The organism is Spirochaetota bacterium (assembly GCA_026415295.1).
Taxonomy (GTDB): domain Bacteria; phylum Spirochaetota; class JAAYUW01; order JAAYUW01; family JAOAHJ01; genus JAOAHJ01.
The window spans coordinates 1-25,679 of sequence record JAOAHJ010000023.1 but is presented as its reverse complement, the minus strand read 5'-3'; the positions used below and the strand labels follow the sequence as shown (position 1 = coordinate 25,679).

Below are 25,679 nucleotides of genomic sequence, written 5' to 3'. Positions count from 1 at the left end.
TTTTTGAAAATAATAAGAGGCATTTTATGTATAAAGATAAATTAATAGATTTGAATTATAATAGAGAAGAGATTCTTAATATTGCTAAGGAAGCAGTTAAAAAAGAAGGAGAAGCAGTTGCAAAACTTGTTAATTATATTGATGAAAACTTTTTAAAAGCGCTAGAATTAATTATAAATTGTTCTGGAAAATTAATAATAACAGGAGTTGGTAAATCTGGTCATATTGGTGGTAAAATTGCAGCAACTCTTTCTTCTACTGGAACTCCAGCTTTTTATTTAAATCCTGCTGAAGGGGTTCATGGAGATATAGGTGTAGTAATGGAAGAAGACCTAATTATTGCAATAAGTAAATCTGGAGAGACGGAAGAATTATTAGCAATTCTTCCATATCCTAAAAGAATAGGTGTGCCTATAATTGCAGTTACTGAAAATAAAGAATCATCATTATCAAAAATAGCTGATATTACTTTATTAATTCCTTCTGAATGTGAAGTATGTCCAATGAATCTTGCTCCAACAACTTCAACTACTTTAACTCTGGTATTAGGAGATGCTATTGCTGTAGCTTTAATGAAAGCAAAGAACTTTACTCCAGAAAAGTTTGCAATATTTCATCCTGCAGGTTCATTGGGGAAAAAATTAAAAAAAGTAAAAGATTTAATGACAGACATATCTGATCTTGCTGTTGTTGATGAAAATGAAATTGTAATAAAAGCTCTTGATCAAATGGTTAATTTTAGTTCATTAGGTAGTAGAGGTGTTTGTTTATTTAAAGATAAAAATAACAATATAACTGGAATATTGGCTGATGGTGATTTGAAAAGGTTATTATTGAAGTATCCAGATTTAGTTAATAAAAGGTGCTATGAAATAATGATAAGGGAACCAAAGAGGATAAAACATGATAGTTTTGCTTTTGAAGCTTTACAGAAAATGGAAAATAAGTATTCATTTTTACTTGTTGAAGATGAAAACAATAATATAATAGGAGTTATTCATTTTCACGATATTTTGAAAGGAAAAGTTATATGATTAAATTTATAAAATTTGATTTTATTTACTTAAAGAAGTTTTTTTTTATTTTTATAATATTTTTTATTTTTATTTTTGGTTGTATTTTTTCTTATAATTATTATTTTTCAAGTTATAACTACAAAAAGAAAATAAATATAGAAGAAAAAATAAGGTTTTATGAAAAAAAAGAAAAATTTAAAGAAACTAACATTTTTTCATTTTCAAATAAATATTTTAAAAAAATTATACTTGAAGGAAAAATTAAAATTATTAAAGATGATTTGATTGTTGAGGAAGGTTATATTTTATTTTATAAAGATTATTATCAAGAAAAAGAATCTATTTTTATTAAAGGAGATAAATTATTAATTGAAAATTATAAAACATCAACAATACTTTATGGTATAAAAAAGGTTTTAATTTTAGATTATGAAAATAATTTTTTTGCTGAATTAGATAAAATTATATATGATTTTAAAAATAAAAATATATATTTCACTGATTTTATAGCTAGGTTTATTGAAGATTTTGAAATAAAAGGAAAGGAATTATTTTTTAATTTTTTATCAAAAAAAATATTTATTAATGATGATTCAATTATTACTCTTTATTTTAATGAAAGGTTTAAGGAAGCGAAAAATAAATTTTCTTTTTTAAATTTTTATAAGAAAATTGTATTTATTTCAAATAAAGCTTTTATAGAATTCAATAATAGTTTTTATATAAATTCAGAATATAATTCCAAAATTGTTTTTGATAATAATTTTATTTCAGGTCAAAAAATGAGCTTTTATATTGATAACAATAAAATGAATATTCGTTCAGAGAATACTAAATTTGATTTTTTTAATGAGAAATATTATATTAAAATTGATTCAGAAATATTTGATTTATTTTGTAAAAACTCTACCTATAAAATTGTGGTAAGAAATGGTAATGTTGATTTTATTTTCAATAGTAAAAAAAATTATTATGAAAAAAAGAAATATATTTTTATTGAATTTAATCCTATAAGTCTTGAAGTTCTTAAATTTAAAAGTGATTAAAAGTCAAAGATAAAATTAAATAATTTTTTTGATAAATTTTTGATTATGAAATTTGAATTATTTAATTTTTATAATATTTTTTATAAGAATATATTATTATAAAATAATTTCATTTATATGAACAAAATAGAAGCAAAAAATCTTTATAAAAAATTTGGGAATAAACAAGCGGTTGATGATATTTCTATTGAAATTAATAAAGGTGAAATTGTCGGGCTCCTGGGACCTAATGGAGCTGGGAAATCTACGACATTTTATATGATAGTTGGTTTTTTAAAACCAGACAGTGGACAAATTTATATCAATGGAATAAATGTATCTAGATATCCAATGTATAAAAGAGCAAGACTTGGTATCGGATATTTACCGCAGACTACTTCAATATTTAGAAAAATGACTGTAGAGGATAATCTTTTATCTATTTTGGAGTTGAAAAAACTTTCAAAAAAAGAAATGATGTACATTAAAGACAAACTACTTGAAGAGTTTAATATTAAATATCTTGCGAAACAATTAGGAGAAAATTTATCTGGTGGTGAAAAGAGAAGAGTTGAAATAGCTAGATCTTTAATAAATGAGCCTTCTTTTATACTTCTTGATGAACCTTTTGCAGGAGTTGACCCAATATCTGTTAAAGATATACAGGAAATAATTAAAAGAATTAGAGATAAAAATATTGGTATTTTAATAACAGATCATAATGTTAGAGAAACTTTAAAAATTGTAGATAGAGGTTATATTATATATAGAGGCAAAATTCTTATAGAAGGTGATTCAACTTTTTTAATAAATAATGAAGATGCAAGAAAATTTTATCTGGGTGAGGATTTTTATATATAATTTTTTTAATAATTAGAAAATGGAAAAAAAGATAAATTTAAATCAAAATTTAGAAAATAAACTTATTTTATCTCCTTCTCTTGTTCTCTCTATGAATATTCTGAATTTAAATAATATTGAATTGTATCAATTTTTAAAAGAGAAGGAGGAAGAAAATCCTTTTATTGAAGTACTTGAAAATAAAAATTTATTATATGAAGATTTAAAAAAAAATAGAGAAAAGGAAAATTTAGATGAGATAAATTTTGAGGAATTTGAGTTTATTAAAGCTAAATATAGTAATAAAAGGAAAGAGATTTCGACTACAGATATTATTGAAGATTTATTGAAAAATGAGGAAACGATTATTGATAAGATAGAAGATTATCTTAATTATTTTGAAATTGATAATGATGATAAAAATATAATAATTTCTTTTTTATTTTATTTAAATAGTTATGGGATATTTATTAAAAAAGAAAAAGAAATAATTAATGACCTTGAAATAGATAAATTTAAATTTGAAAATTTAAGAATGGTTTTACAGACTATTGAAAATAAAGGAATAGGTTCATTAAATTTGAAAGAATTATTTCTTGTGCAAATACACTTAAAAGGAGATTCTCTATCAGATATTTACTATGATTTTATCAATGAAAATTGGGATGATTTTATTAATTTAAGATTGTCAGTTCTTGAAAAAAAGGGATACACAAAAGATTTTATTAACAACATTATAGAAAATTTAAAAAATATTGTAGATCTTGATGTATTAAGTGAGTTTAAAGGAATAAACTCCAATTATATTGTGCCTGATATAGTTGTTAATTATGATGGTAGTGATTTCAATATTAAAATTAATTCCTATTTTAAATTAAAAAATCATAATTATGATAAATTAAAATCTTTTGTATTTAATGAAGAGTTAAAGGACAAGTATAAAGAATATGAGAATATAAAAAACTCTATTAATTTGCGGGAAGAAATAATAAAGAATTTTATAGAATACTTTGTATTGTATCAACAAGAATTTTTAAAAAAAGGTATTAAATATATTAAAATGATTTCTCAGAAGGAATTTGCTGATAAAATAGGAGTATCCTACTCTACATTAAGTAGGATTGTATCTAACAAATATATACAAACTGATTTTGGAATATTTCCATTAAAATTTTTCTTTCAAACTGTTAAGAATAAAAAGAATAAGAATTCCATAGAATATTCAAAAAAAGATATTATTGAAAATATTAAAAATATTATAGAGAATGAAGGGGAGAGACCATTATCAGATATTGAGATATCTCAAAAGTTAAAAGAAAAAGGGTTAAATATAGCAAGAAGGACAGTGTCAAAATATAGAAGTGAGTTAGGCATTTTACCTGCTAACTTAAGAAAGATAAAAAAATAAAAAAACTGATAATTTAAGGAGGGACTATGACTATTAATTATAATGCAAAAAATTTAACAATTACTGAAGAATTAAAAACTTATTTTGAAAAAAGAATTGATAGAATTACAAAATATGAAGATCTTATTAATTTTATTGATGTTTATTTTTCTATTGACAAATACATAAACCAAGTTGAAGTTGTTATAGATTTTAGAAAAGGGAAAACAGTTTGTTTTACAGGTGAAGATTCTGATATGTATAAAGCAATAGATGATGTTATAGATAGAATAGAAAAGAATGTTAATAAATATAAAGATAAAATTACAAATCATAAAGAAGCAGAGTCTTCAAAAGTTTTAGAATTAAAACAGAAAAATTTTGTAAATGATTTTGAAAAATTTGAAATAGTTGACTTAAATGCCCTATATAAGAAACCACTAGCTATTGATGATGCACTTTTTCTACTTGATAAAGAAAAAGAAAAAAATTTTATTGTATTTTATAATTATGAAAACCTTGAAACTGATGATTTATTGGTAAATTTAGCTATAAAAAAAGAAAATCATTATCTAGTTTATGAAAAAAGAAATATAGCTAATAAACTAGTTAAAAAAGTTTATAAAAAAGAAAAAAATATTATAAAGTTAGAAGAAAAAGAAGAAGAGATTAAAGAGAGTAATATTTTAGAAGAGATTGATAAAATAGATAAAAATATTTATTCATTATTTATTGATAAAGACTCAGGTAAGTTGGTATTTTTAACTAAAAACAGTGAAAAGTATAATATTTGCCTTATTTAATTAATATAAAATATTTTTAATTTTATTATTTTATAAAAATGAAGCTTTATATTAAAGATATTTTAGTTGACTTTTATACTAGGCTAAAAGGCAATGATATAACGGTTTTGACTGATTCTGTAGGGCTTAACAATTATATTGATAATGAAAATATTTTGTCACCTATTCCTTTAATGGAAAATTTTTCAGAAGGGTTTATTCCAAACTCTATTATTTTATTTGGTAAAATAGAGTTTTTATATTTGCAAAAGAAGAAAGATTCAAATATTAATTTTTTAAATAACAAAAATATTTCTTTAATTATTTTTACTGATGATAATCAACCATCTAAAATTTTTATAGATATTTGTAAAACTAACAATATTTGCGTTATAAAAACAAATATAAATGAAATTGAAATTAAAAAATTTTTAATGATCTATTTAGAGGATAAATTTGCACCATTAGCCGTCATTCATGGTGATTTTATTGAGGTTTTTGGTGTTGGTATCTTGATTACAGGAAATTCTGGAATAGGGAAATCAGAAACAACTTTAGAATTAATTCATAGAGGCCACAGATTAATAGTTGATGATCTTGTTACAATAAAAAGAATGTCTGGTAATTTTCTTTTTGGTTATGGATCAAAAATTGCCCCACATTATATGGAAATAAGAGGAGTGGGCATTATAGATATTTCAAGACTTTATGGAATAGGTGTAGTTAGAGATAAAAAAAGAGTTGAATTACAAGTTCATCTTGAGGAGTGGCAGAAAAGCAAGGCTTATGATAGAACTGGTCTTGTTGAAAATACAACTCAAATTCTTGGTATTACAATACCTTATATTATATTGCCAATTAGACCTGGTAGAAATATTCCAACTATAATAGAAACAGCAGCAATGAATTTTAGGCTAAAAAAGTTGGGCATTGATTCAGCTAAGGAAATGAATAAAAAATTGAAAGATTTTCTAAAAAAGGAAAAACAGGTTGAAAATTCTTTTGATAGTTTAAATTAAATTATTTTTAAAATTATTTTAGTAAAATAATTTTTACTTAAAATTTGTTGATATTATTATAATAATTTATATAATTTATTAAGTTGTTAATTTTAAACTGTATTTTTTAAATTTATTTTTATAAAAATTATTTGAGGTTTTTATGGTTGAAAAAGATTTAATTATAAAAATTGAAGATGGCGTTCATGCTAGACCTGCTGCCATGTTTGTTGAAAAAGCCAACAGTTTTTCATCTAAAATAAAAATTATTAAAGATAATATAGAAGTTGATGCGAAATCAATAATGAGTATTATGATGCTGGGATTAACTTATGGAACTAAAATTACTATAAAAGCTGAAGGAGAAGATGAAGAGGAAGCAGTTGAAAGTTTATATAAATTTGTTGAAAATAACTTTCAGGATTGAAAAATGAAGAAAAAGTTGTTTTATTTTATTTTTATATTTATCATTTTATCTTTTTTTTGTTATAGTATAAATGCTCAAAATTTGAGAGGAATAGAATGTTATAGTCAAAATAATTATGATAATATAAATGTAGAAAGAAAAGATCCATTAGTTGCTGCTTTACTTTCTTGGTATATGCCTGGTCTTGGTCTTATTTATTCAGAATCTTTTATAAAAGGATTTGTTTATTACTCTATTGATACTTTTCTTCTAGGTTACATTATTTCTAAGATAGCTTCTTTTAAGGTATCTGTGAACCAAATTATAGGCTTTAATCTTTTTGGTTTTACTGATTTGAAGGGTTTTGATTTTAATAGAGTACAAGATGTTGGTCTTTTAGGGATTTTATGGATTGGATTTAGGATTTTTAATATTATAGATTCAGCTTTTACAGCGTATAATTATAATTTGAAAAATAATATTGATTATGGTAAAGAAATCTCTGTTTCTCCTTTTTTTGCTGGACTTATGTCTTGGCTTTATCCAGGAAGCGGACAATTTTTTGTTAAAGATTATTTTTTAGGTTCAATTTTTGTAATGATTGATTTTTTGCAAAAAGTTTATCTTTTTGGAATTCTTGTTTCACAATTTCCAAATGCTGAAAAACCATTGGATCTTTTAAATAATATCGAAAACATTAATTTTAATGATTTAAGTTTACAAACTAAGATTGTAATAATTTCTTATTTAACCATTGATATTGGTAAAAGGGTTTTTTCTTCTATATTTGCTTATAACAAAGCTAAAGAAATAAATTCTAAAAATGAAACCTATGTAAATAATTTTTATAGTTTTTCTTTATTCCCAATTTTATATAACAATTTTTTTGGTTTGGGTTTTTCCCTTAGATTTTAAGGGTATTAAAATAATTGTTTATATTAAAATTTTGATGAAAAAAAAATTAATTTTTTTACAATTTTTATTCTTCTTAATTTCTACGATTTTTTTTATTGATATATTTGGGGATAATGATTTTATTAAAATTCTTTTAAATAAAGATAAGCTAAATTGTGAAGTTTATTTAAATAAAAAAATTAACAATGAAATTAGGAATTTAATAATTAATGGATATGAAGCAAATGTTTTATATGATTTTGCACTATTTAAAAAATCAGAAGGTTTTTCATTAGGAGATGTATATATTACTAAATATTCATTAAATTTTAATTTAGCTTATGAGAATAATAAACTTAAACTTTATAATAAAAATAGTATGATTTATTTTGAATCTTTTGAAAAGGTTGAAGAATATATCTTTAGGTTAAAAATAGATAATATTTTTCTCTTAAAAGAACATGGAAGTTATTATGTGAAGTTTTATTTTTCTTTTGATACAATAAAACTTCTACCACCATTTTCTATTATTTTAATTTTTGTAAATATTTATAGTATAAAGGTTGATAATTTAATCAGTAACATTATTTCATATGAACAAAAATAACATTATTTTTCAAATTTTATTTTTATTTGTAAGTTTAATTACTTTTGTTTTTCTTTTTTATTTAATTAAAAGATTTTCAAGATTTATATATTTGAAAAGTTATATTACCTATTCATTTTTAGTTATAGAAAGTGTAATTTTTTCATATCTAGTAACTTTTTACATAAAGGGTTTTATTTTATATAAAAAAAGAATTTTTGGTAATTTGATTAAATTTAGAATTTTAAATTATATTTTAATAAATCTTGTTATAACTTTTATAATTTTTACATCTTTTAACTTTTTTTATAATTTTAATAAAGAAAAGAGAAATAATTTTTATAATATTAATTCAAATATAGAAAAAATAAATTATAATTTGAATGAATTCATCAATAAAGATAAAGAAGAAATAAAAAATATCTTTGAGTTTATATATAAAAATGAAATTGGTTCTAAAAATTTATTGCTTTTGAAAAAATATATTATTAATAATTCAAGAATTAATTTTAAAAACTTAATTTTTATTAAAAATAAAGATGTAATAATTTTAAATTTATTAGATGAGAATACAAAAAATTATATATTTGAAAACTATTTGAAATTGAAAAATGATCTTGAATTTAATTTTTATTTAATAGAGCTTGAAAACAATTTTTTGATTCTCTCACTTTATAAAGATATAGTAATTGTATTCCATCCTGTTAATCAAGATTTATATAAGTTAAATAGTCTTTTTTTCAATTTAAATACAAATTTCAAGAAAGAGTATAATAATTTTCTTTATTCTCCTTTAGCTCACATATTAATATATATTTCAATATTTATGCCTTTAATATTTATTCAAATATTTATTGCTATAAATTATGTTAATAAATTTAACAAACCACTAAATCTTTTATTGAAAGGTTTTGAAAATCTTACATATGAAGAGTTTAAACTTATTGAAACTAAAAAATCAAAAGATGAAATCTATTATTTAATAGAAAGCTTTAATTCAATGCAAAAAGAACTTTTAAGACAAAAAACTCTTTCAATTTATAAAAGTCAATATGAATCATTTAAAAAAATAACACATAAAATAGCACATGAAATAAAAAATCCTCTAACACCAATAACTCTTTCTTTACAACTAATATTAAAAAAATATCCATATAATGATGAATTTAAATCTTATCTTGAAGAAAAGATAAAAGTTGCTTTAAACCATTTAAATCAAATTAAACAGATTTCTGAAAAGTTATATTTTATAGAAAATTTAGAAACTGGAGAAAATGAAGAAATTGAATTGATTCAGTTTTTTCAGGATTTAATAAACAAATGGGAATCAGAAGATGTTAAAATATTATTAAAAAATAAAATTAATGATAAAAATGAAATTAAAATATTTATAAATAGACAAAGTTTAAATTCAATTTTTTCTAATTTAATAATAAATTCAATAGAAGCTAAAAGAAAAAGCTTAGAAATTGAGATAGAAATTAATGAAGAAAATAATAAATTAGTTATTAATTACTATGATAATGGACCTGGAATTCCAAAAGAGATTTCAAATATAGTTTTTGAACCTTTTTATACTACAAAAGATAATGGAACGGGTCTTGGTCTATCTATAATTAAATCTATATTAAGTAAATATGGCTATAATATTGAAATTGTTTATGATAGAAAAATTGGTGTTCATTTTAAAATAGATCTTGGAGTAATGAGTTAATTTTCTATGAAAAAGTTTAAAGGTGATTTCTATATTGCTATAGTTGACGATGAACCAGATATCAGGAATTTGCTATATGAAATCTTAAATACAGATGGATATAATTGTTGCGTTGCTAAAAATTATTCAGAGCTTGAGAAGTTAATTTCTTTGCATAAAATTGGTATTATTTTTTTAGATATATTTCTTAAAAACGAGAATGGACTTGATATTCTTAAAGAAATCAAAAATAAGTATCCAGAAATTGAAGTGGTAATTATAACTGGACAAGCAACAATTGATAATGCTATAAAAGCTATAAAATTAGGCGCTTTTGATTTTATTAGTAAACCACTAAATTATGATCATATAATTACAACAGTAAATAAAGTTTTAAATTTCAAAAGTTTAAAAGAAGATTACAAGAAGTTAAAAGAGGAGAAATTTTTACCTGATGAATTTATAGGTGAAGATGAATCAATAATTAAAATAAAGGAATTAATTAAAATAGTTGCTAAATCAGATTCAAAAGTAATTATATTTGGAGAGAATGGTACTGGGAAAGAGCTTGTTGCAAGGCTCATTCATTTAAATTCTGATAGATTTGATAAGAATTTTGTTGAGATTAATTGTGCAGCAATACCACCTACTTTAATAGAATCTGAATTATTTGGATATGAGAAAGGAAGTTTTACTAATGCTTATGAAAGGAAAATTGGAAAGTTCGAAATGGCAGATAAAGGGACTCTTTTTCTTGATGAAATCGGGGACATGAGTTTAGATACCCAAGTTAAACTATTAAGAGTTATCCAAGATGGAAGATTTGCAAGAATAGGTGGACTTGAAACTATAGAGGTTGATGTAAGAATAATTTCTGCTACTAATAAAGATCTTGAAAAAGAGATTAAAAATGGAAATTTTAGGGAAGATCTTTTCTATAGATTAAATGTTATTCCAATTTATTTACCACCATTAAGGGAAAGAAAAAAGGATATAAAATTAATTATAGATTATTTTTTAAATAAATTAAAGGAAAAAGGAGAATTAAGATTTGAAAATTTTTCAAAAGATGCATTAGATATTATATTAAATTATAACTGGCCAGGAAATATTAGAGAACTTAAAAATTTTATAGAGAGGGTAAATATTTTTTCTACATCTAAAATTGTAGATGTCTTTCTTGTAAAGAGCTTAATAGGAAACAATAAAATAGTGGATATAGATGATTTAATAGAATCAGAAAAATCACTTGAGGAAATAAAAAAAGAAATTGAGAGAAAGGTTATTATTGCTAGGTTAAAAAAGTTTAATGGAAATGTTTCTTTAGCTGCTAAATCACTTGGAATAGATAGAACTGGCTTATATAAAAAAGCCAAAATTCTTGATATTAAAATAGAAAAAGAGGAAAGCAATTAAAAAATGGAGTAAAAAATTCAATTATGATAGTTGAAGAACAGTTATTTATAGAAAAAAAAGAACTTATTAAAAATTCTAAAATAATTATCTTTAATGACTTTAAAGAGAATTCATCAAATTTTATAGAAAATTGTATTATTGAAAACTTAGTGGTTGCTGGTGAGTTTGAAATATTAAGAGAAAACAATATGAAAGAATTTGAAAAAGAATTTGACAAAAAAATAATTGGCACAAACATATTTGAATTAAAAAAAATATTTTTTATTAAAGGTAACCCTGATAGGAAAATATTGAGTCTTATAAATAAAGTAGAGGATGATTATAAATTTATATTTTTTACTGAAAATTTTACCAATGAGGATATTGTTAATGATAAAAATATTATTTATATAATATATCCTAAGTATATAAATTTAAATTCATTAATATCAGGATACTTTAAAAGAAATAATTTATTTATTGAAAATGAAAATGTAGAATATATATTAACTTTTTTTATAAATTATACAGTTGAATTAGGTGTCATATTACAAAATATAAAAATATATTGTTTGGAAAATAACATAAGAAGTGTAACTAAAGATATAATAAATAAATTTCTTTATTTATCTGGAGAAATTTATATTTATCAATTAGTTGATTTTCTTTACAAGAAAAAAAAAGTCCAATTTTTTAATTTATATTTTAATATTGCATCTAATATAGATGGTTTTTATAATTTATTTTACTATCTGATTAATGATGTAAAAAGATTAATAGTTGTCGGGGAATTTATTATAAAAGAGAGAAATAAAGAAGAGAACTTAATTGAATATCTTAATAAGATTGGTATTAATTATAATAGATTTAGAATAAAATATGATATAGAAAAAATAAATAGTTTTGGTTTAAATAGGATGTATAAGCTTTTATCTTTTCTTATTTATATAAATTATTTAAAAAGAATATATTATGATGAATTGATAAAGAATATTTTTGAATCATATATATGTTCGTTTATAGAATGAGAAGATTTTAGAATTTATTTAAATAAATTAATGATTTGAATTTATTTTTGTGGTATTTTAAGTTTCTGTCCAGAAATTATTAAATTTTCATTTTTTATATTATTTATTTCTATTAGTTTTTTATATTCACTATTTGAAAGTTTAAATTTCCTTTTAATTTTTAGAAGTGTATCTCCCCATTTAATAATATAAATATTAAATTTATCAATATTAAGAAGGGTTTTAAAATTATCTTGTTTTTTATAGTTTATATAATCTTCATAATCTTTTTCATTATAAATAAAAATATTATCTAAATTGTTATTGTTATTATTAATATTTTTATAAAAAATTTCATTTAAATTAATTTTTAATAAAAACAAACTGAAAAATAATAAAGGTAAAAGAATTAAAATTAAGATAAAAATAAATTTAAATTTAATTTTCATTAAATAAAAACAAAATTGATAAATTATATTTATATTTAAGTATCGTATTTATTAATTGAGTTTTTAATTAACTTTAAATTTTGTAATTCCTTTTTCAAAGTAATCAACCATTTGATTTGCTGCAGCTATTCCAGCATTAATATTTGCTTCTTCTGTTTGTGCTCCCATTTTTTTTTCAGTGAATAAAACTCTATCACCAAATTTTTCTAAGAATATTTGTTTTTTTTCTGGTTCAACATCAGCTCCATAATAGAAATCTTTTCTTTCTTCCATAATTTTTATTAAATCATCTTCATTAATTATTTCAGTTCTAGCAGTGTTTATTAAAACAGCATTTTCTGGCATTAATTTAAATAAATCATAGTTAATTGATTTAATAGTTTCTTTTGTTTTGGGTAAATGGAGAGAGATAATTGAACAATTTTTATATAAATCTTGAGCATTGTTAACTTTAATAACTCCATCTTCTTTCATTTTATTCTCATCAGCGAATGGATCAAATGCGTAAACTTTCATTCCAAAACCTTTAGCAATTAAATTTACATATTTACCAACATTTCCATAAGCATGTATTCCAATATTTTTACCTCTAAGTTCGAATCCTGATTTTCCTGAATATTTTTTTCTTATTAAAGTTATTAAAAGTCCGAAAACAAGTTCAGCAACAGCATTAGAATTCTGGCCAGGAGTATTCATAACTATTATATTTTTAGATGTTGCTTCAGAAAGGTCTATATTATCGTAACCTGCCCCTGCTCTGATAATTATTTTAAGGTTTCTAGCTTTTTCTATTACCTCTTTATCAACAATATCACTTCTTACAATTAATCCATCAACATTTTCTACATCTTTAAGAAATTCTTCTTTAGATTTATAATTTTCTAAAAGTATTAATTCATAATTAGCCTTTTTAAAAATATCCTTAATAGTATCTACTGCAACTTTAGCAAAAGGTTTTTCAGTTGCTAATAAAATTTTTTTCATATATTGTCCCCCTAATAATATTACATATAAATAATATATTTATAATAAAATTAGTCAATAAATAAATTAAATTACTATTATGGTAATAAAATAAAAATATTTTTAAAAATAATTCTCTTTTCTATTTATTAAAACTTTTATTTTTAAATATTTGTCGAAAATTAAAGTAGTTATGAGAATTAAAATATATTTACTAAAAATATTGTTACTAAGCATAATTATATTTAATAGTATAGTTGGATTTGAAAATTATGAAGTTATTGAGGAATCAAAAAATGGTAATATAAATTGGACATATAAATATTACGAATCAACAGGCGCAGCTTACTTTGATAAAAATATTTTGAATTTTGCATCAAATGAATTAATAACAACCCAGAAAGCCATAGAAGAAGGATTTAAGAATTTATTTAATTTAATTGTTTATCAAATATATGATTCAAGATATAATATATTGGATTTGATAAAAATTGACCCTGACTTACAGATAAATATAAATAAATATGTTCATTATTCTAAAAAATCTAATATCATTTCTAAAGATGATTATAGAGCAGTAAATTTTCAACTTCCTTTTTTATTAAAAGATTATTCTATTTACGAAGCATTAAACTTAAAGAGAGATTATTTTGTTCAAATAAGGAATAAGAGTAGCTTTATTCATACAACAAAATTTACAGGCCTTGTTATAGATGCAAGAGGTTATAATTTAAAACCTTCATTAAAATCGAAGCTATTAAATGAAGATAGGGAAGTATTTTTTAGTTTTGATAATGTTAAATGGAATTTTATAACTAAATTTGGTTACATTACATATATATATGATCATAAAGCATTGAAAAATTTTATTGAATTAATAGGAGAAAATCCCTTTTTTATAAGTGCCCTAGATTCTTATGGAATAAATAACACTGATCTTATTTTATCAAATAAATCAATTGAAATGTTGATAGGAAATCCAGAAAATTTGAATATTTTTTATGAATCAAGAATAATTATAATTATTGACAAAATTAAAAATTAGTTTATTTTCTTTTTGTAAAAATTTTATCTATTAGTTTAAGATGTCTGATAGTAAAATAATAAATGAATATTTGAGAGATGGTAATTTTAGAGAGGCTTATAATCTTATAGATGCAATTATAAAAGAAGAAAATAATTTTGAGAATATTGTTGTACAACATAAGATCATTAAATATTGGATAAATAGAACGGATTATATTAATAAAATAAAGGATCCATATGAAAAAGGATTATATTTATTAAAAGAGTGGAAAAATTTTTGTTCATATATTGATAAATGTAATGTATTAAAACTTGTTGAGTTTGAGTCTGTTTCTTATTATGTACATAAATCAGCTCTTGAATCTTTTCTAAAAGCTAGAGAGGAGGGAGAGTTTAGGGATAATAATATAGATCTTTTAATAAAGATATATATATGTTATAAAGAACTTGGAAACTTTGATGAAGCTATTAAAATCTTAAAATACACATATAGCTTAAATCATGACCCCCAAGTTTTATTATATCTTGCTGATGTTTATTATTTAAAGGGTGAACTTAATTATTCAAAATTACTTTTTAAAGAGCTATTTTTTTTTGAAAATTATTACAATTTACAGTTAGATGATATTTCGTGTGATAAAATATTTGAAATTATTGACAAAATAGTAAAAGATAAAATCCCAGAGCATGCTGTTAATTATTGGATTCCAGTTTATGGTTATATTGATGGTTTTTTTAACTTAATAAGAGAAATGAAAAAGGAAGAAATTGAGAAAATAAAAAGTAATATTGTATCATTAGAAAGATATTTTTATGATGATCAAAAGCAAAATGATATAGTAAAATCATTTTTAATTAAAAACTATATAATTTTAATTGAGTATTATATTTACCAGGAAAATGATTTAAATAAAGTAGACCAATATTTTAATAAAATAAAAAATATAGATTCTATAATATATGATAAAATTAAAGCTATTTTTAGTTAACAGGAGCAAAAAATGGTTAATGTTTTAGAAAATTTGAGTGATTTGATAAAACAAGAAAAATGGGCTAGAACTTCAATTTCTGAAATAACAACAAATACTTTTTTAAAGTATGATGATTTAATTGATAGAATTATAAAAGAAGATAAGCTTGATGAAGCTATGGATATTTGTGAAAATTCTCTAAAAGTTTTTCCAAATTCTATTATTTCTTTATATATATCTCAAATATTATATCTAAAAACTGGATTTAATGACTTTTCTAATTGTGAAAAATTAATTTCAATATTTAAAGAAAATAAAAAAAATAATATTGCTAAATTTTTATGTGAAAAATTTTTAGAATATGGATCATCAAAAAATCTTCTAACTGAATATATAAATATACTTGAGTTGGAAAAAGAAAGTGAAGATAAAATTATTCCTTATCTTGAAAAGCTTGCTAAACTTGATTATTCAGAGATAAAAACTACAAGAAGGCTAGCAAAGTACTTTGAAGATAAACAAATAATTGAAAAATCTATTTATTATTACAGGAAAATTCTTGAATATTTTATAAAAAATAAAAATATATCGGAAATAGAAACTTATTGGAATAAAATTGTAGAATTGAGTAGTCAAAAAAATAATGATTTTCTTTTTGATTATCTAGAAAAAATAGGCTCTATGACTATTACTAATAATAATAATATAATCAATATTGGCAGTGGTCTTGCTTTAAAATTAGGAGAAGGGTTAATATTAAAAGCAGAAGAGGGAAAAAACTGGGACATTATTATAAAAACTATTAAGACTATTTATAAATATATACCACAAAAATTTAAAGATATAAAAGCTACTGAATTAAGGCAAAAGATTATTAATGCATATAGAAATATTTATACTAATAACTCCAATTTTGAAGATTGCTTAAAAAAGAGCCAATTAAATCAAACTTGGAAAAATCTTTATGATGCAATTGAAATATTTGAGAAATATATCTCTTTTGACAAAAGCAATTTTGTTTTTCATTCAAAACTTGGTGTTGGATATATTAAAGATATTAAAAATAATTTTTTAGTTATAGATTTTGATATAAAGAAGGATCATCAAATGGATATAGATATGGCTATAAAATCTTTAGTTATTCTTCCTTCAGATGATCTTTCAGTTATGAAGAAGGTGAAAGAGAATGAGCTCAATGAATTAATTAAAAATAACCCTGGAGAGGTTATTAAAAGAACACTAAAATCAATTGGAGGGAAAGGTACTTCTCAAGATATTAAAAAATATCTAATTAAGAATAATATCATAGAAGAAAAAAACTGGAATAGTTTATGGGAAAGAGCAAAAGAAATATTAAAAAATGACCCATTATTTACAAAATCTTTTGATAAAAACAATGAATATTTTTTAAGAGATAAACCTGTTTCTTTTGAAGATTCTATATTGGAAGAGTTTAAATCAACATCAGATATATTTGATAAAGCAAAAGTGCTCAAAAAATTTATTGATAGTGGTGGGGACTTAAATTCTGAAAATTTTTCTTTTATGATAGGTTATTTAAATAAATTAATAAGTGCAGATTTAGAAGTATCACAAAATTTTGTTATTGCATATTTAATACTTAAAGATTTAAAAAAAATGTATCCAGATTTGAATATAAATTTTCCTTTTTCTATTGAAGAATTGTTTGAACAATTAAAAGCTAATAATAAATTTTATTTTAGTATTTCTGATCCTTATCTTGAAAAGATCTATTTAGACAATATTTACAGATATGTTTCTGATTGGAAGAATATTTTTATAAATTATCTTAAAAAATATGGTTCAAAATATGCATTAAACTTCTTAATTTTTAAGGAAGAGAAATCAGCTATCAATGAAATAATAAAAGATGTTTTAAAAAATTATAGAGAAAATCCAGATTTATTTATATGGTATTGTAAGAATTTATTTTTTAAAGATTTATCAGTTGGTTTTGATATAAATAAAGAGGAAATTATCCTTCTTCTTGTAAATTTACTTGATAATATTAACAAAGCTTTAATTCAAAAGATAAATACAGTTGCAAATAGAAAGATATATAATTCTATAATTGAAATTTTATTTAAAGATGGAGAACTTGAAAAAATATATACTGAAAAAAAGAATATTGATACATTAAAAAAGATTCCTAAATTATTCTTTAGAATTAAAGATATGAAAGCAGAGCATATAGTAGAGTTTAAAATTATTTTATCTAAGTATTTTACAGAATATATTAAAGAACTTGGGCTAGAAGAAGAAAAGGAAGAAAAGGAAAATATCTTTTTCGTTACAAGAGAATCTATAATTGAGAAACAAAGATACTTGCAAAATCTTATTCAAGTTGAAATTCCAAGAACAAATAACGAAATGATGCAAGCTAAAGAGAAAGGTGATTTAAGAGAAAATGCAGAATATATAGCAGCGAGGGAAAGATTACAAGAATTGAATGAAGAAGCAGCGACAATACAAGAAGATTTGAATAAAGCGAGAGAAATAGATTTTAATAATATAGATACTTCTAAGATTTCTATTGGAACAAAAGTTACTCTTTTAAATTTAGATGAAAATAAAGAGATTGTTTATACTATTCTGGGCAAATGGGATGTGGACTTATCTAAAAATATTATTTCTTATGAAACTGCTTTAGGTCAATCTTTACTAAATAAAAAAATTAATGAAACATTTATAAATGAACAGGATAGAAAGAAATATAAAGTTGTTAAAATTGATAAATATAAATAATAAATAAGATTAAGGTTAAAAATTTATTATTAAATGAAAAAGCATTTTATTTTTCTGATAGTTTTTTCAGTTATTTTGTTTATCTTATATTTAATAAAAAAATATAATTTAATAGATTTAAATTTTTTGATTTCTAAGATTTATTTAATAAAAGATAAAAAATTGATTTCTTTTATAATAATAATCTGTTTATATTTCTTTTCAGGTTTTATTTTTATTCCTATTGCGCAATTTTCTATTATATCTGGTTTTTTATATGGAATTGTTTTAGGTTCATTAATAGCGTATATCGGATCTGTTATTAATATTATGGTTGCATTTTCATTTGCAAGATTTGTTTTGAAAGAATTTTTTGATAAAATAAAAGAAAAGATAAAATTATTTAATTATATTATGAACCAAATAAACAAAAATGGTGCATTTTATATATTTTGGGCTAGATTGTTTTTTATTACACCCTATAATTCTTTAAATATCGTTTCATCTTTATCAAGTATTAAAATTAAAGATTTCTTTTTAACTACTGTTTTTGGTGCAATAGGGCAAGCTATTTTTTATGCTTATGTTGGATCAATTTTTATACATATAAATGAACCTAACTTTATTAAAATTTTAATGTATAAAATAATGATTATAATAGCTGTTTTTTTTGTTATATACTATTTTTTTGATAAAGTTGTGAAGAAGTTATTAATAAAACAAAAAAAAATTACTTAAATCCAAAAAATCTTCCTATTTCTCTTGTTAAACTTTGTTTCTTTTCTTTTAAACCATTATGTTCTCTAAGGGGAGTTTCGAATTTTTCAAAAAATCCAATTTTTCTATATTTTTCATACCTCTGATTTATTAATTGAGATGGTTCAAGGAGCATTAATTCAAGCAAATCATTGTAAATTGTTTCTTCCAATTTTTTGAAAGTAGTTTCTGGATTATTTTCAAAATTATCTGATTCTTCTATTATTTTATCTATAATTCCTAATTCATAAAGATCATATGATGTGAGTTTTAAGGATTGAGATGCAATATCTGCTTTGGATGCATCTTTAAATAAAATAGATGCACAACCTTCAGGGGATATAACAGAAAAAACTGCATTTTCCATCATGTACAATTGATTTGATACAGCTAAAGCAAGGGCTCCCCCTGAACCACCTTCGCCTGTTATTATTGATATAATTGGAACTTTAAATGTAGAGAATTCATATAAATTTTTTGCTATAGCTTCAGCTATTCCTCTTTCTTCAGCTTCTATTCCACAGTAAGCTCCAGGGGTATCAATAAAAAAAAGAACAGGTCTTTTAAATTTTTCAGCTTGTTTAGCTAATCTTAATGATTTTCTGTATCCTTCTGGGTGAGGCATTCCAAAATTGCAATCCATATTTTCTTTTAAATTTTTACCCCTAAATGTTCCAATAGCAGTGATTGAAATATCTCTTAAAAATCCTATTCCTCCAATTATAGCTTTATCATCACCAAAATATCTATCTCCATGAAATTCAGTAAAATTTTTTACTAAAAAGTTAATATAGTCTTGTGGTTTTGGCCTTTCAAGTTTTCTTGCTATTTGAACTCTTTGCCATGGTGAAATTTTTTCTTTATTTTTTATTAATTTCTCTCTATTTAATTTATTTAATGTTTTTAGTTTTTCTTCTAGATTATTAATCTCTTCTGAAAGATCTATTCCTTGATTTTTTGCAATCTCTTTTAGTTCATTTATTGTTTTCTTTATGTTTTTAATTGAATCCATAAAAATACCCTTAAGTTTAATGATTTATTTAATCAGTATAATTTTTAATTTTTTTATTAAAATTTTTAATATTTATGTTAATTTTTTATATTTTATTAATATTACAGAAATTCAAATAGTTTCAATTATGTAACTGTTTTATCTATATTTATGAATTTTTAATATTTTTGAAATAGTATTTTTTATGTTTGGTCTTGTAACAACCATATCTACAAAACCTTTTTCAAGCAAGAATTCTGCTGTTTGAAAACCTGGGGGTAAAGTTTGTTTAATAGTTTGTTCTATTACTCTTGGTCCTGCAAATCCGATTAAAGCTTTAGGTTCAGCGAGAATAATATCAGCAAGCATAGCAAAAGATGCTGTAGTCCCTCCTGTTGTAGGATCTGTTAATATCGATATATAGAGGTTTCCTGAGTCGGAAAATTTTTTAATAGCAGCTGATGTTTTTGCCATTTGCATTAATGAAACAACCCCTTCCTGCATTCTAGCACCACCTGATCTTGTTAATATAATGACAGGTTGGTTTAGGGAGATGCCCTTTTCAAAAAGAAGAGTTACTCTTTCTCCTACTACTGATCCCATAGATCCAAGAATAAAATCTGCATCCATAATTCCAATTAAAACATTAATTCCATCAATTTTTGCCTTACCGCATGTTATTCCTTCATTTATTTTTTTTGAATAAAGTGAATTAAGTTTTTCAGTATACTCTGGAAAATTCAAAATATTAATAGATTTTAAATCGTCAAAAATTGGTTGAAAACTTTCTTCATCACATAGTATATTTATCCATTCTTCTACTGATATTTTGAAATGAAAACCACATTCTGGGCATAATCCTAAATTATTGTCTACTTTCTTTTTATAAACCATTTTTTTGCAATCTGGACACTGAATAAAAACATTATCTGGTATAGTTGGTTTTGTTTCTTTTGTTTTTATTCCAAATATCTGTTTAATAAAATTTTCTATTGATTTAGCCATAATATCTCTCTTAAATTAAAAATTTATATAATTTAATTTATTGTTTATATTATTAAATTTTAATAATTTTTTAATATTTTATATTTAAATTAATTGTTTGTTTTTAACAATTCTTTTTCTATAAAATTTATAGTATAATCCCCTTTTAAAAATTTGTCAGAAGTTAATATTTTTAATAGAAAGCTTATGTTTGATTTAATACCTTCGATATAAATTTCCTGTAAAGCTCTTATAGATTTTGCAATAGCTACTTCTCTTGATTCTCCAAAACATATTAATTTCATAATCATAGAGTCATAGTATGGTGAAATTACAGAACCTGGATATATTCCACTGTCAACTCTTACACCATGACCTCCCGGGAAAATAATATTTTCGATTTTGCCAGCAAAAGGCATAAAGTTTCTATCAGGATCCTCAGCATTTATTCTGCATTCAATTGCATTGAGGTTTAAATTTATATCAGATTGTTTAATTTTGAGTTTTTCTCCAGCAGCAATTTTTATCTGTTCTTTAACTATATCTATTCCAGTTGAAACTTCAGTAACAGGATGTTCAACTTGAATTCTTGTATTAACTTCCATGAAATAAAATTCACCATTTTCATATAAAAATTCTACAGTTCCTGCATTAGTATATCCTATATCTAATAAAGCTTTAACTATTTTAGAACCTAAAGATTTTCTTTGTTCATTGGAAATAGCAGTTGAAGGAGTCTCTTCTATAATTTTTTGTTTTCTTCTTTGTGCCGAACAGTCTCTTTCTCCAAGATGAATACAATTTCCATGTTCATCTGCAAGTATCTGAAATTCAATATGTTTAGGATTTTGAATCATTTTCTCAATATAAAGTGATGGATCATTAAAAGATATATCTGCTTCATGTGAAGCTTCTTGAAAAATAGGTACAAAATCTTTTTCATCAAATATAAACCTTATACCTCTTCCACCACCACCACTGACTGCTTTAATAACTACTGGAAACCCTATATCTTTTGCTATTTTAAGTCCTTCATTTGGGTCTGTTATACCTTTTGCAGGACCAGGTACAACAGGAACACCATGTTCCATCATTATTTTTTTTGCAAGGTCTTTTTTACCTAATTTTTCTATTGCATCACTTTTAGGTCCAATAAATTTTATACCAACATCTTCACAAATACTAGCAAATTCAGGATTTTCTGAAAGAAATCCATAACCAGGATGAATAGCTTCCGCACCTTTTTGTAAAGCTGCAGAGATTATATTATTAATATTTAAATAGCTTGACTTTGGTGATACATCTCCAATACAAACTTTTTCATCAGCAAGTTTAACATGTAAAGAATCCCGATCAGCAGTAGAATAAACTGCAACTGTTTTTATTCCTAACTCTTTGCAAGCTCTGATGACCCTTACAGCTATCTCTCCTCTATTTGCTATTAATATTTTGTTAAACATAAAACTCCTTTAATTTATTTATTAATAAAGTACTAATCGATTAAGAATTAGTTAGTAAACTTTAATTTTAAATAAAGGAGTTCCATATTCAACTGGTTTTCCATTTTCAACAAGTATTTCAACTATTTCCCCATTAACTTCTGATTCAATTTTATTCATAACCTTCATAGCTTCAATGATACATAAAATATCACCTTTTTTTATTTTATTTCCAATTTCTACAAAAGGTGGTTTATCTGGTGCTGGTGATCTGTAAAATGTTCCTATAATTGGAGATTTTACAATATGAATTGAATTATTATCTATATTTTTTTCATCGAGTTCAGGAATTATTGGTTGCCCATTTTTTTGAGTTGTTATTTGTTGAGAGACTTGATCTTTAGAAATTTCCGAACCCAAAAAACTTTGATCTTCTATAAATTTTTGATTAACAATTTTTACTGGATTTTTCTTTAATTTTAATTTAAAATTTTCACCTTCATATTCAAGATAATCAATATTTAAATTACTAAAATTTTCCATTATTTTAGCTATATTTTTATATAAATTATCTTCCACATTTTCCTCCTCTGATTGATTTTAAAAATAATCAATTAGCTAAAAATAATATATTAATTTTAAAAATTTAGTAAATCAATTATTAAATTAAACATACAGTCAAAAATATATATATAAAATTAATTTTGTCAATTTTTAATTTAATATACAATAAATTTCATAATATTTTTCTATAATAGTCTTTTCATGATTTTATTTTTTTATAATAATAATTAAAATTTTACTTTTTTTTTATTTATTCTATTTTAGTGTTGTTTTAATTAAAGAATAATTATAACTTCTTTTTTGTCAAAATATATTTCAAAAAAATTGAAAAAATTAAAAAAAATGTTATCAATAGGTTAAATAAAAATCTTCATAAATTTACAAAAAAAAATAAAAATTAAAATAATTAAAAAGGAGATTTTATGCCAGCAGGTAATAAATATGGAACTCATAGGGTTATAGAACCAAAGGGTGTTCTTCCTCAAACAGCATGGAAAATTGATAATAATGTAGATATGGTTTATGACAATGAAATTTTATGTAAAGTTATAACCTTAAATGTTGATTCAGCTTCATTTACACAGATAGAAAATCAAGCTAATGGTGATGAAGATAAAATTGCTGAGATAATTCTTGATACAGTTAACAAAAGAGGAAAGCAGCACAATCCAGTAACTGGATCTGGTGGTATGTTTATAGGCATTGTTGAAAAAATAGGGGAAAAATTAAAAGGTAAAATTGATTTGAAAGAAGGTGATAAGATAGCATCTCTTGTATCACTTTCTTTAACTCCACTCAAAATTGATAAAATTTTAAAAGTAAATAAAGAGAAAGATCAGGTTGATATAGAAGGCAAAGCTATTTTATTTGAGTCTGGCATATGGGCAAAATTACCTGATGATTTACCACAATCTGTAGCTTTAGCTGCTTTAGATGTTGCAGGTGCTGCTCCACAAGTAGCAAGATTAGTTAAACCAGGTCATAAAGTTTTGATTATAGGTGCAGGTGGAAAATCTGGAGTATTGTGTGGTTATGAAGCAAAAAAGAGAGCTGGAGTTACTGGAAAAGTTATAGGTATTACTCATACTGAAAGCTCCACAAAAAGAGCAAAAGAAACAGGATTCTATGATGCTGTTTTGATGGTTGATGCTACCAATCCTCTTGATATGCTTGAAGCTGTTTCAAAGGAAACATCAGGCGAGTTATGTGATGTTGTTATTAATTGTGTTAATGTTGAAAATACAGAGATGGGTTCAATTTTATGTACTAAAGATAGAGGAATTATTTACTTCTTCTCTATGGCTACATCTTTTACAAAAGCAGCACTTGGTGCAGAGGGTGTTGGTAAAGATGTTGATATGCTTATTGGCAATGGCTATGCTAAGGATCATGCTACTTTTACATTAAATCTTCTCTATGAATCTCCTATTTTAAGAAAAATATTTGAAGAGCAATATAAATAATTAAAATACATTTTTGATGATTATCTTAAATAATTATATAGTAACTAAATATGATTATTAATTAATTTAATTATCACTAAAATTTTATTTATAGAAGATTATAAATATCTTAAAATATTTTTGAAATAAATATTTAAATATAGAAACAGATCATTATGAAAATATTTTAAGAGTATTACTTGCTTTAATAGCGAGTAATACTTTTTTTTTAAAATTAAAATAATTATAATTTTTTATATATTTTTTAGTATATTATAATTAAACAATATTATTTTATTTTGTTTGTAATTTATAATATTTTTTATAAATAAATTAAATTATTTATGATTTAATAAGAATTTTTAAAGGAATTAAAAAATGGAAAAATTTTTAGAAGTTAAAAATCTTTATAAAAAATATAATTCAAAAAAAACAGAAATTGTTGCAGTAAATTACATTTCATTTGATGGATATAAAGGAGAAATTCTTGGGCTTCTTGGTCCTAATGGTTCGGGGAAAACTACTACAGTTAAGTCTATTGCTAATATTATAGAATATGATAGTGGTGAAATACTAATCAGAGGTTATAATAATAAAAAAAATGGAATAAAAGTTAAAGAAATGATGGGTGCAGTTTTAGAAGGTGCAAGAAATATATTTTGGAGATTAACCCCTGTTGAAAATATGATATATTTTGCTGGTTTAAAAGGATTTTCGAAAAAGCAGATAAAAAATAATATAGATTTTTTGGTTGAAACTTTGAATCTGAAGAATTATTTAACTATTGAAGCAGGCAAACTTTCAAAAGGGAACCAACAAAAAGTTGCTATTGCATGTGCTTTTATTACAGATCCTGAAATAGTTCTTCTTGATGAGCCTACTCTTGGGCTTGATGTTGAAACATGTAGAGAAATGTATGTGTGGATAAAAAATATTATTAAAGAAAAAAATAATTTTATTTTAGTTACTTCACATGATATGAAGTTTATAGAAAATGTGTGTGATAGAGTTGCTGTTATAAAAAATGGCAAACTTTTAATTTTGGATACAGTTGATAACTTAAAGAAATATTTTATTAAAAAAATTTATAAAATTGTTTTTTCTGAACCTTTAAAGGATCAAGTAATAACAAAATTAGAAAACCAATTTTCTATTAGAACTGAAATCTCTGATAATGGTGATTTTTCGGTATATTTAACAACTAATGATGATTCTATTTTATATTATTTTTTTGGTTTATTACAAGAGGATAAAAAACAGATAAAATCTTTAAATATATTAAATGATGATTTTGATGATGTTTTTCTTGAGATAATAAAA

24 protein-coding genes are annotated in these 25,679 nt (G+C 22.7%); 18 read left to right on the top strand and 6 right to left on the bottom strand.

Features of this window, described 5'->3' with window-relative positions; genetic code table 11:
• Nucleotides 1–26: 26 nt before the first annotated feature.
• The 12 genes from N3A58_05025 to N3A58_04970 all read left to right on the top strand — a co-directional run bounded on the left by N3A58_05025 (nt 27) and on the right by N3A58_04970 (nt 12,050).
• Nucleotides 27–1,034, top strand: a complete 1,008-nt coding sequence (locus N3A58_05025; protein ID MCX8058755.1) for a KpsF/GutQ family sugar-phosphate isomerase — start codon at nt 27–29, stop codon at nt 1,032–1,034.
• Entirely contained in the window at nt 1,031–2,062 is a 1,032-nt protein-coding gene (locus N3A58_05020) for a hypothetical protein (GenBank protein ID MCX8058754.1), read from the top strand. Before N3A58_05025 ends, N3A58_05020 begins: the two co-directional genes overlap by 4 nt.
• A gap of 117 nt (nt 2,063–2,179) precedes the next feature.
• Nucleotides 2,180–2,902 (top strand): LPS export ABC transporter ATP-binding protein, encoded by a 723-nt coding sequence (gene lptB, locus N3A58_05015; protein ID MCX8058753.1) that lies wholly within the window; start codon nt 2,180–2,182, stop codon nt 2,900–2,902.
• A gap of 19 nt (nt 2,903–2,921) precedes the next feature.
• Nucleotides 2,922–4,289, top strand: coding sequence for a helix-turn-helix domain-containing protein (locus tag N3A58_05010; GenBank protein ID MCX8058752.1), 1,368 nt, complete (start codon nt 2,922–2,924; stop codon nt 4,287–4,289).
• A gap of 26 nt (nt 4,290–4,315) precedes the next feature.
• Nucleotides 4,316–5,071, top strand: a complete 756-nt coding sequence (gene raiA / locus N3A58_05005) for a ribosome-associated translation inhibitor RaiA (protein MCX8058751.1) — start codon at nt 4,316–4,318, stop codon at nt 5,069–5,071.
• Between the two features lie 38 nt (nt 5,072–5,109).
• Nucleotides 5,110–6,069 (top strand): HPr(Ser) kinase/phosphatase, encoded by a 960-nt coding sequence (gene hprK, locus N3A58_05000; GenBank protein ID MCX8058750.1) that lies wholly within the window; start codon nt 5,110–5,112, stop codon nt 6,067–6,069.
• A 142-nt stretch (nt 6,070–6,211) separates the two neighbouring features.
• Complete coding sequence (locus N3A58_04995) at nt 6,212–6,475, top strand: HPr family phosphocarrier protein (protein MCX8058749.1); 264 nt, start codon at nt 6,212–6,214, stop codon at nt 6,473–6,475.
• Nucleotides 6,476–6,478: 3 nt separating this feature from the next.
• Entirely contained in the window at nt 6,479–7,369 is an 891-nt protein-coding gene (locus N3A58_04990) for a hypothetical protein (GenBank protein ID MCX8058748.1), read from the top strand.
• A 34-nt stretch (nt 7,370–7,403) separates the two neighbouring features.
• Entirely contained in the window at nt 7,404–7,955 is a 552-nt protein-coding gene (locus N3A58_04985) for a hypothetical protein (protein ID MCX8058747.1), read from the top strand.
• Entirely contained in the window at nt 7,942–9,648 is a 1,707-nt protein-coding gene (locus N3A58_04980; protein ID MCX8058746.1) for an ATP-binding protein, read from the top strand. The genes N3A58_04985 and N3A58_04980 overlap by 14 nt, the downstream gene beginning before the upstream one ends.
• 6 nt (nt 9,649–9,654) lie before the next feature.
• The gene (locus tag N3A58_04975) at nt 9,655–11,043 is read left to right on the top strand and encodes a sigma-54 dependent transcriptional regulator (GenBank protein ID MCX8058745.1); all 1,389 of its coding nucleotides are present in this window, start codon (nt 9,655–9,657) and stop codon (nt 11,041–11,043) included.
• A gap of 23 nt (nt 11,044–11,066) precedes the next feature.
• Nucleotides 11,067–12,050, top strand: a complete 984-nt coding sequence (locus N3A58_04970) for a hypothetical protein (protein ID MCX8058744.1) — start codon at nt 11,067–11,069, stop codon at nt 12,048–12,050.
• Nucleotides 12,051–12,091: 41 nt separating this feature from the next.
• Here N3A58_04970 and N3A58_04965 read toward each other — a convergent pair whose 3' ends face one another.
• A complete protein-coding gene (locus N3A58_04965) occupies nt 12,092–12,478 on the bottom strand; it encodes a LysM peptidoglycan-binding domain-containing protein (GenBank protein MCX8058743.1) in 387 nt (128 codons plus the stop codon).
• A 63-nt stretch (nt 12,479–12,541) separates the two neighbouring features.
• Nucleotides 12,542–13,462: a 3-phosphoglycerate dehydrogenase gene (locus N3A58_04960; GenBank protein ID MCX8058742.1), complete on the bottom strand. Its 921-nt coding sequence runs from the start codon at nt 13,460–13,462 to the stop codon at nt 12,542–12,544.
• A gap of 172 nt (nt 13,463–13,634) precedes the next feature.
• On the opposite strand from N3A58_04960, the gene N3A58_04955 reads away from it, so the two are divergent.
• The 4 genes from N3A58_04955 to N3A58_04940 are packed head-to-tail and all read left to right on the top strand — an operon-like array spanning nt 13,635 to nt 18,921.
• Nucleotides 13,635–14,486 (top strand): hypothetical protein, encoded by an 852-nt coding sequence (locus tag N3A58_04955; GenBank protein MCX8058741.1) that lies wholly within the window; start codon nt 13,635–13,637, stop codon nt 14,484–14,486.
• A gap of 40 nt (nt 14,487–14,526) precedes the next feature.
• A complete protein-coding gene (locus N3A58_04950) occupies nt 14,527–15,456 on the top strand; it encodes a hypothetical protein (protein MCX8058740.1) in 930 nt (309 codons plus the stop codon).
• A 12-nt stretch (nt 15,457–15,468) separates the two neighbouring features.
• Nucleotides 15,469–18,204 (top strand): GreA/GreB family elongation factor, encoded by a 2,736-nt coding sequence (locus tag N3A58_04945; GenBank protein ID MCX8058739.1) that lies wholly within the window; start codon nt 15,469–15,471, stop codon nt 18,202–18,204.
• 33 nt (nt 18,205–18,237) lie between these two features.
• Nucleotides 18,238–18,921 carry a VTT domain-containing protein gene (locus N3A58_04940; protein MCX8058738.1) on the top strand — a complete coding sequence of 228 codons (684 nt, stop codon included), beginning with the start codon at nt 18,238–18,240 and terminating at the stop codon, nt 18,919–18,921.
• Here N3A58_04940 and N3A58_04935 read toward each other — a convergent pair.
• The 4 genes from N3A58_04935 to accB all read right to left on the bottom strand — a co-directional run bounded on the left by N3A58_04935 (nt 18,914) and on the right by accB (nt 22,932).
• Complete coding sequence (locus tag N3A58_04935; protein ID MCX8058737.1) at nt 18,914–19,951, bottom strand: acetyl-CoA carboxylase carboxyltransferase subunit alpha; 1,038 nt, start codon at nt 19,949–19,951, stop codon at nt 18,914–18,916. The genes N3A58_04940 and N3A58_04935 overlap by 8 nt on opposite strands.
• 138 nt (nt 19,952–20,089) lie before the next feature.
• On the bottom strand, nt 20,090–20,935 hold the full coding sequence (gene accD / locus N3A58_04930; protein MCX8058736.1) for an acetyl-CoA carboxylase, carboxyltransferase subunit beta: 846 nt from the start codon (nt 20,933–20,935) through the stop codon (nt 20,090–20,092).
• An 89-nt stretch (nt 20,936–21,024) separates the two neighbouring features.
• Complete coding sequence (gene accC / locus N3A58_04925; GenBank protein ID MCX8058735.1) at nt 21,025–22,374, bottom strand: acetyl-CoA carboxylase biotin carboxylase subunit; 1,350 nt, start codon at nt 22,372–22,374, stop codon at nt 21,025–21,027.
• 51 nt (nt 22,375–22,425) lie between these two features.
• Nucleotides 22,426–22,932, bottom strand: a complete 507-nt coding sequence (gene accB, locus N3A58_04920) for an acetyl-CoA carboxylase biotin carboxyl carrier protein (GenBank protein MCX8058734.1) — start codon at nt 22,930–22,932, stop codon at nt 22,426–22,428.
• A 407-nt stretch (nt 22,933–23,339) separates the two neighbouring features.
• On the opposite strand from accB, the gene N3A58_04915 reads away from it, so the two are divergent.
• Both N3A58_04915 and N3A58_04910 read left to right on the top strand, forming a co-directional pair.
• Nucleotides 23,340–24,380 (top strand): L-erythro-3,5-diaminohexanoate dehydrogenase, encoded by a 1,041-nt coding sequence (locus tag N3A58_04915; protein MCX8058733.1) that lies wholly within the window; start codon nt 23,340–23,342, stop codon nt 24,378–24,380.
• Nucleotides 24,381–24,737: 357 nt separating this feature from the next.
• Nucleotides 24,738–25,679: ABC transporter ATP-binding protein (locus N3A58_04910; protein MCX8058732.1), on the top strand; the 942-nt coding region annotated here is incomplete at its 3' end.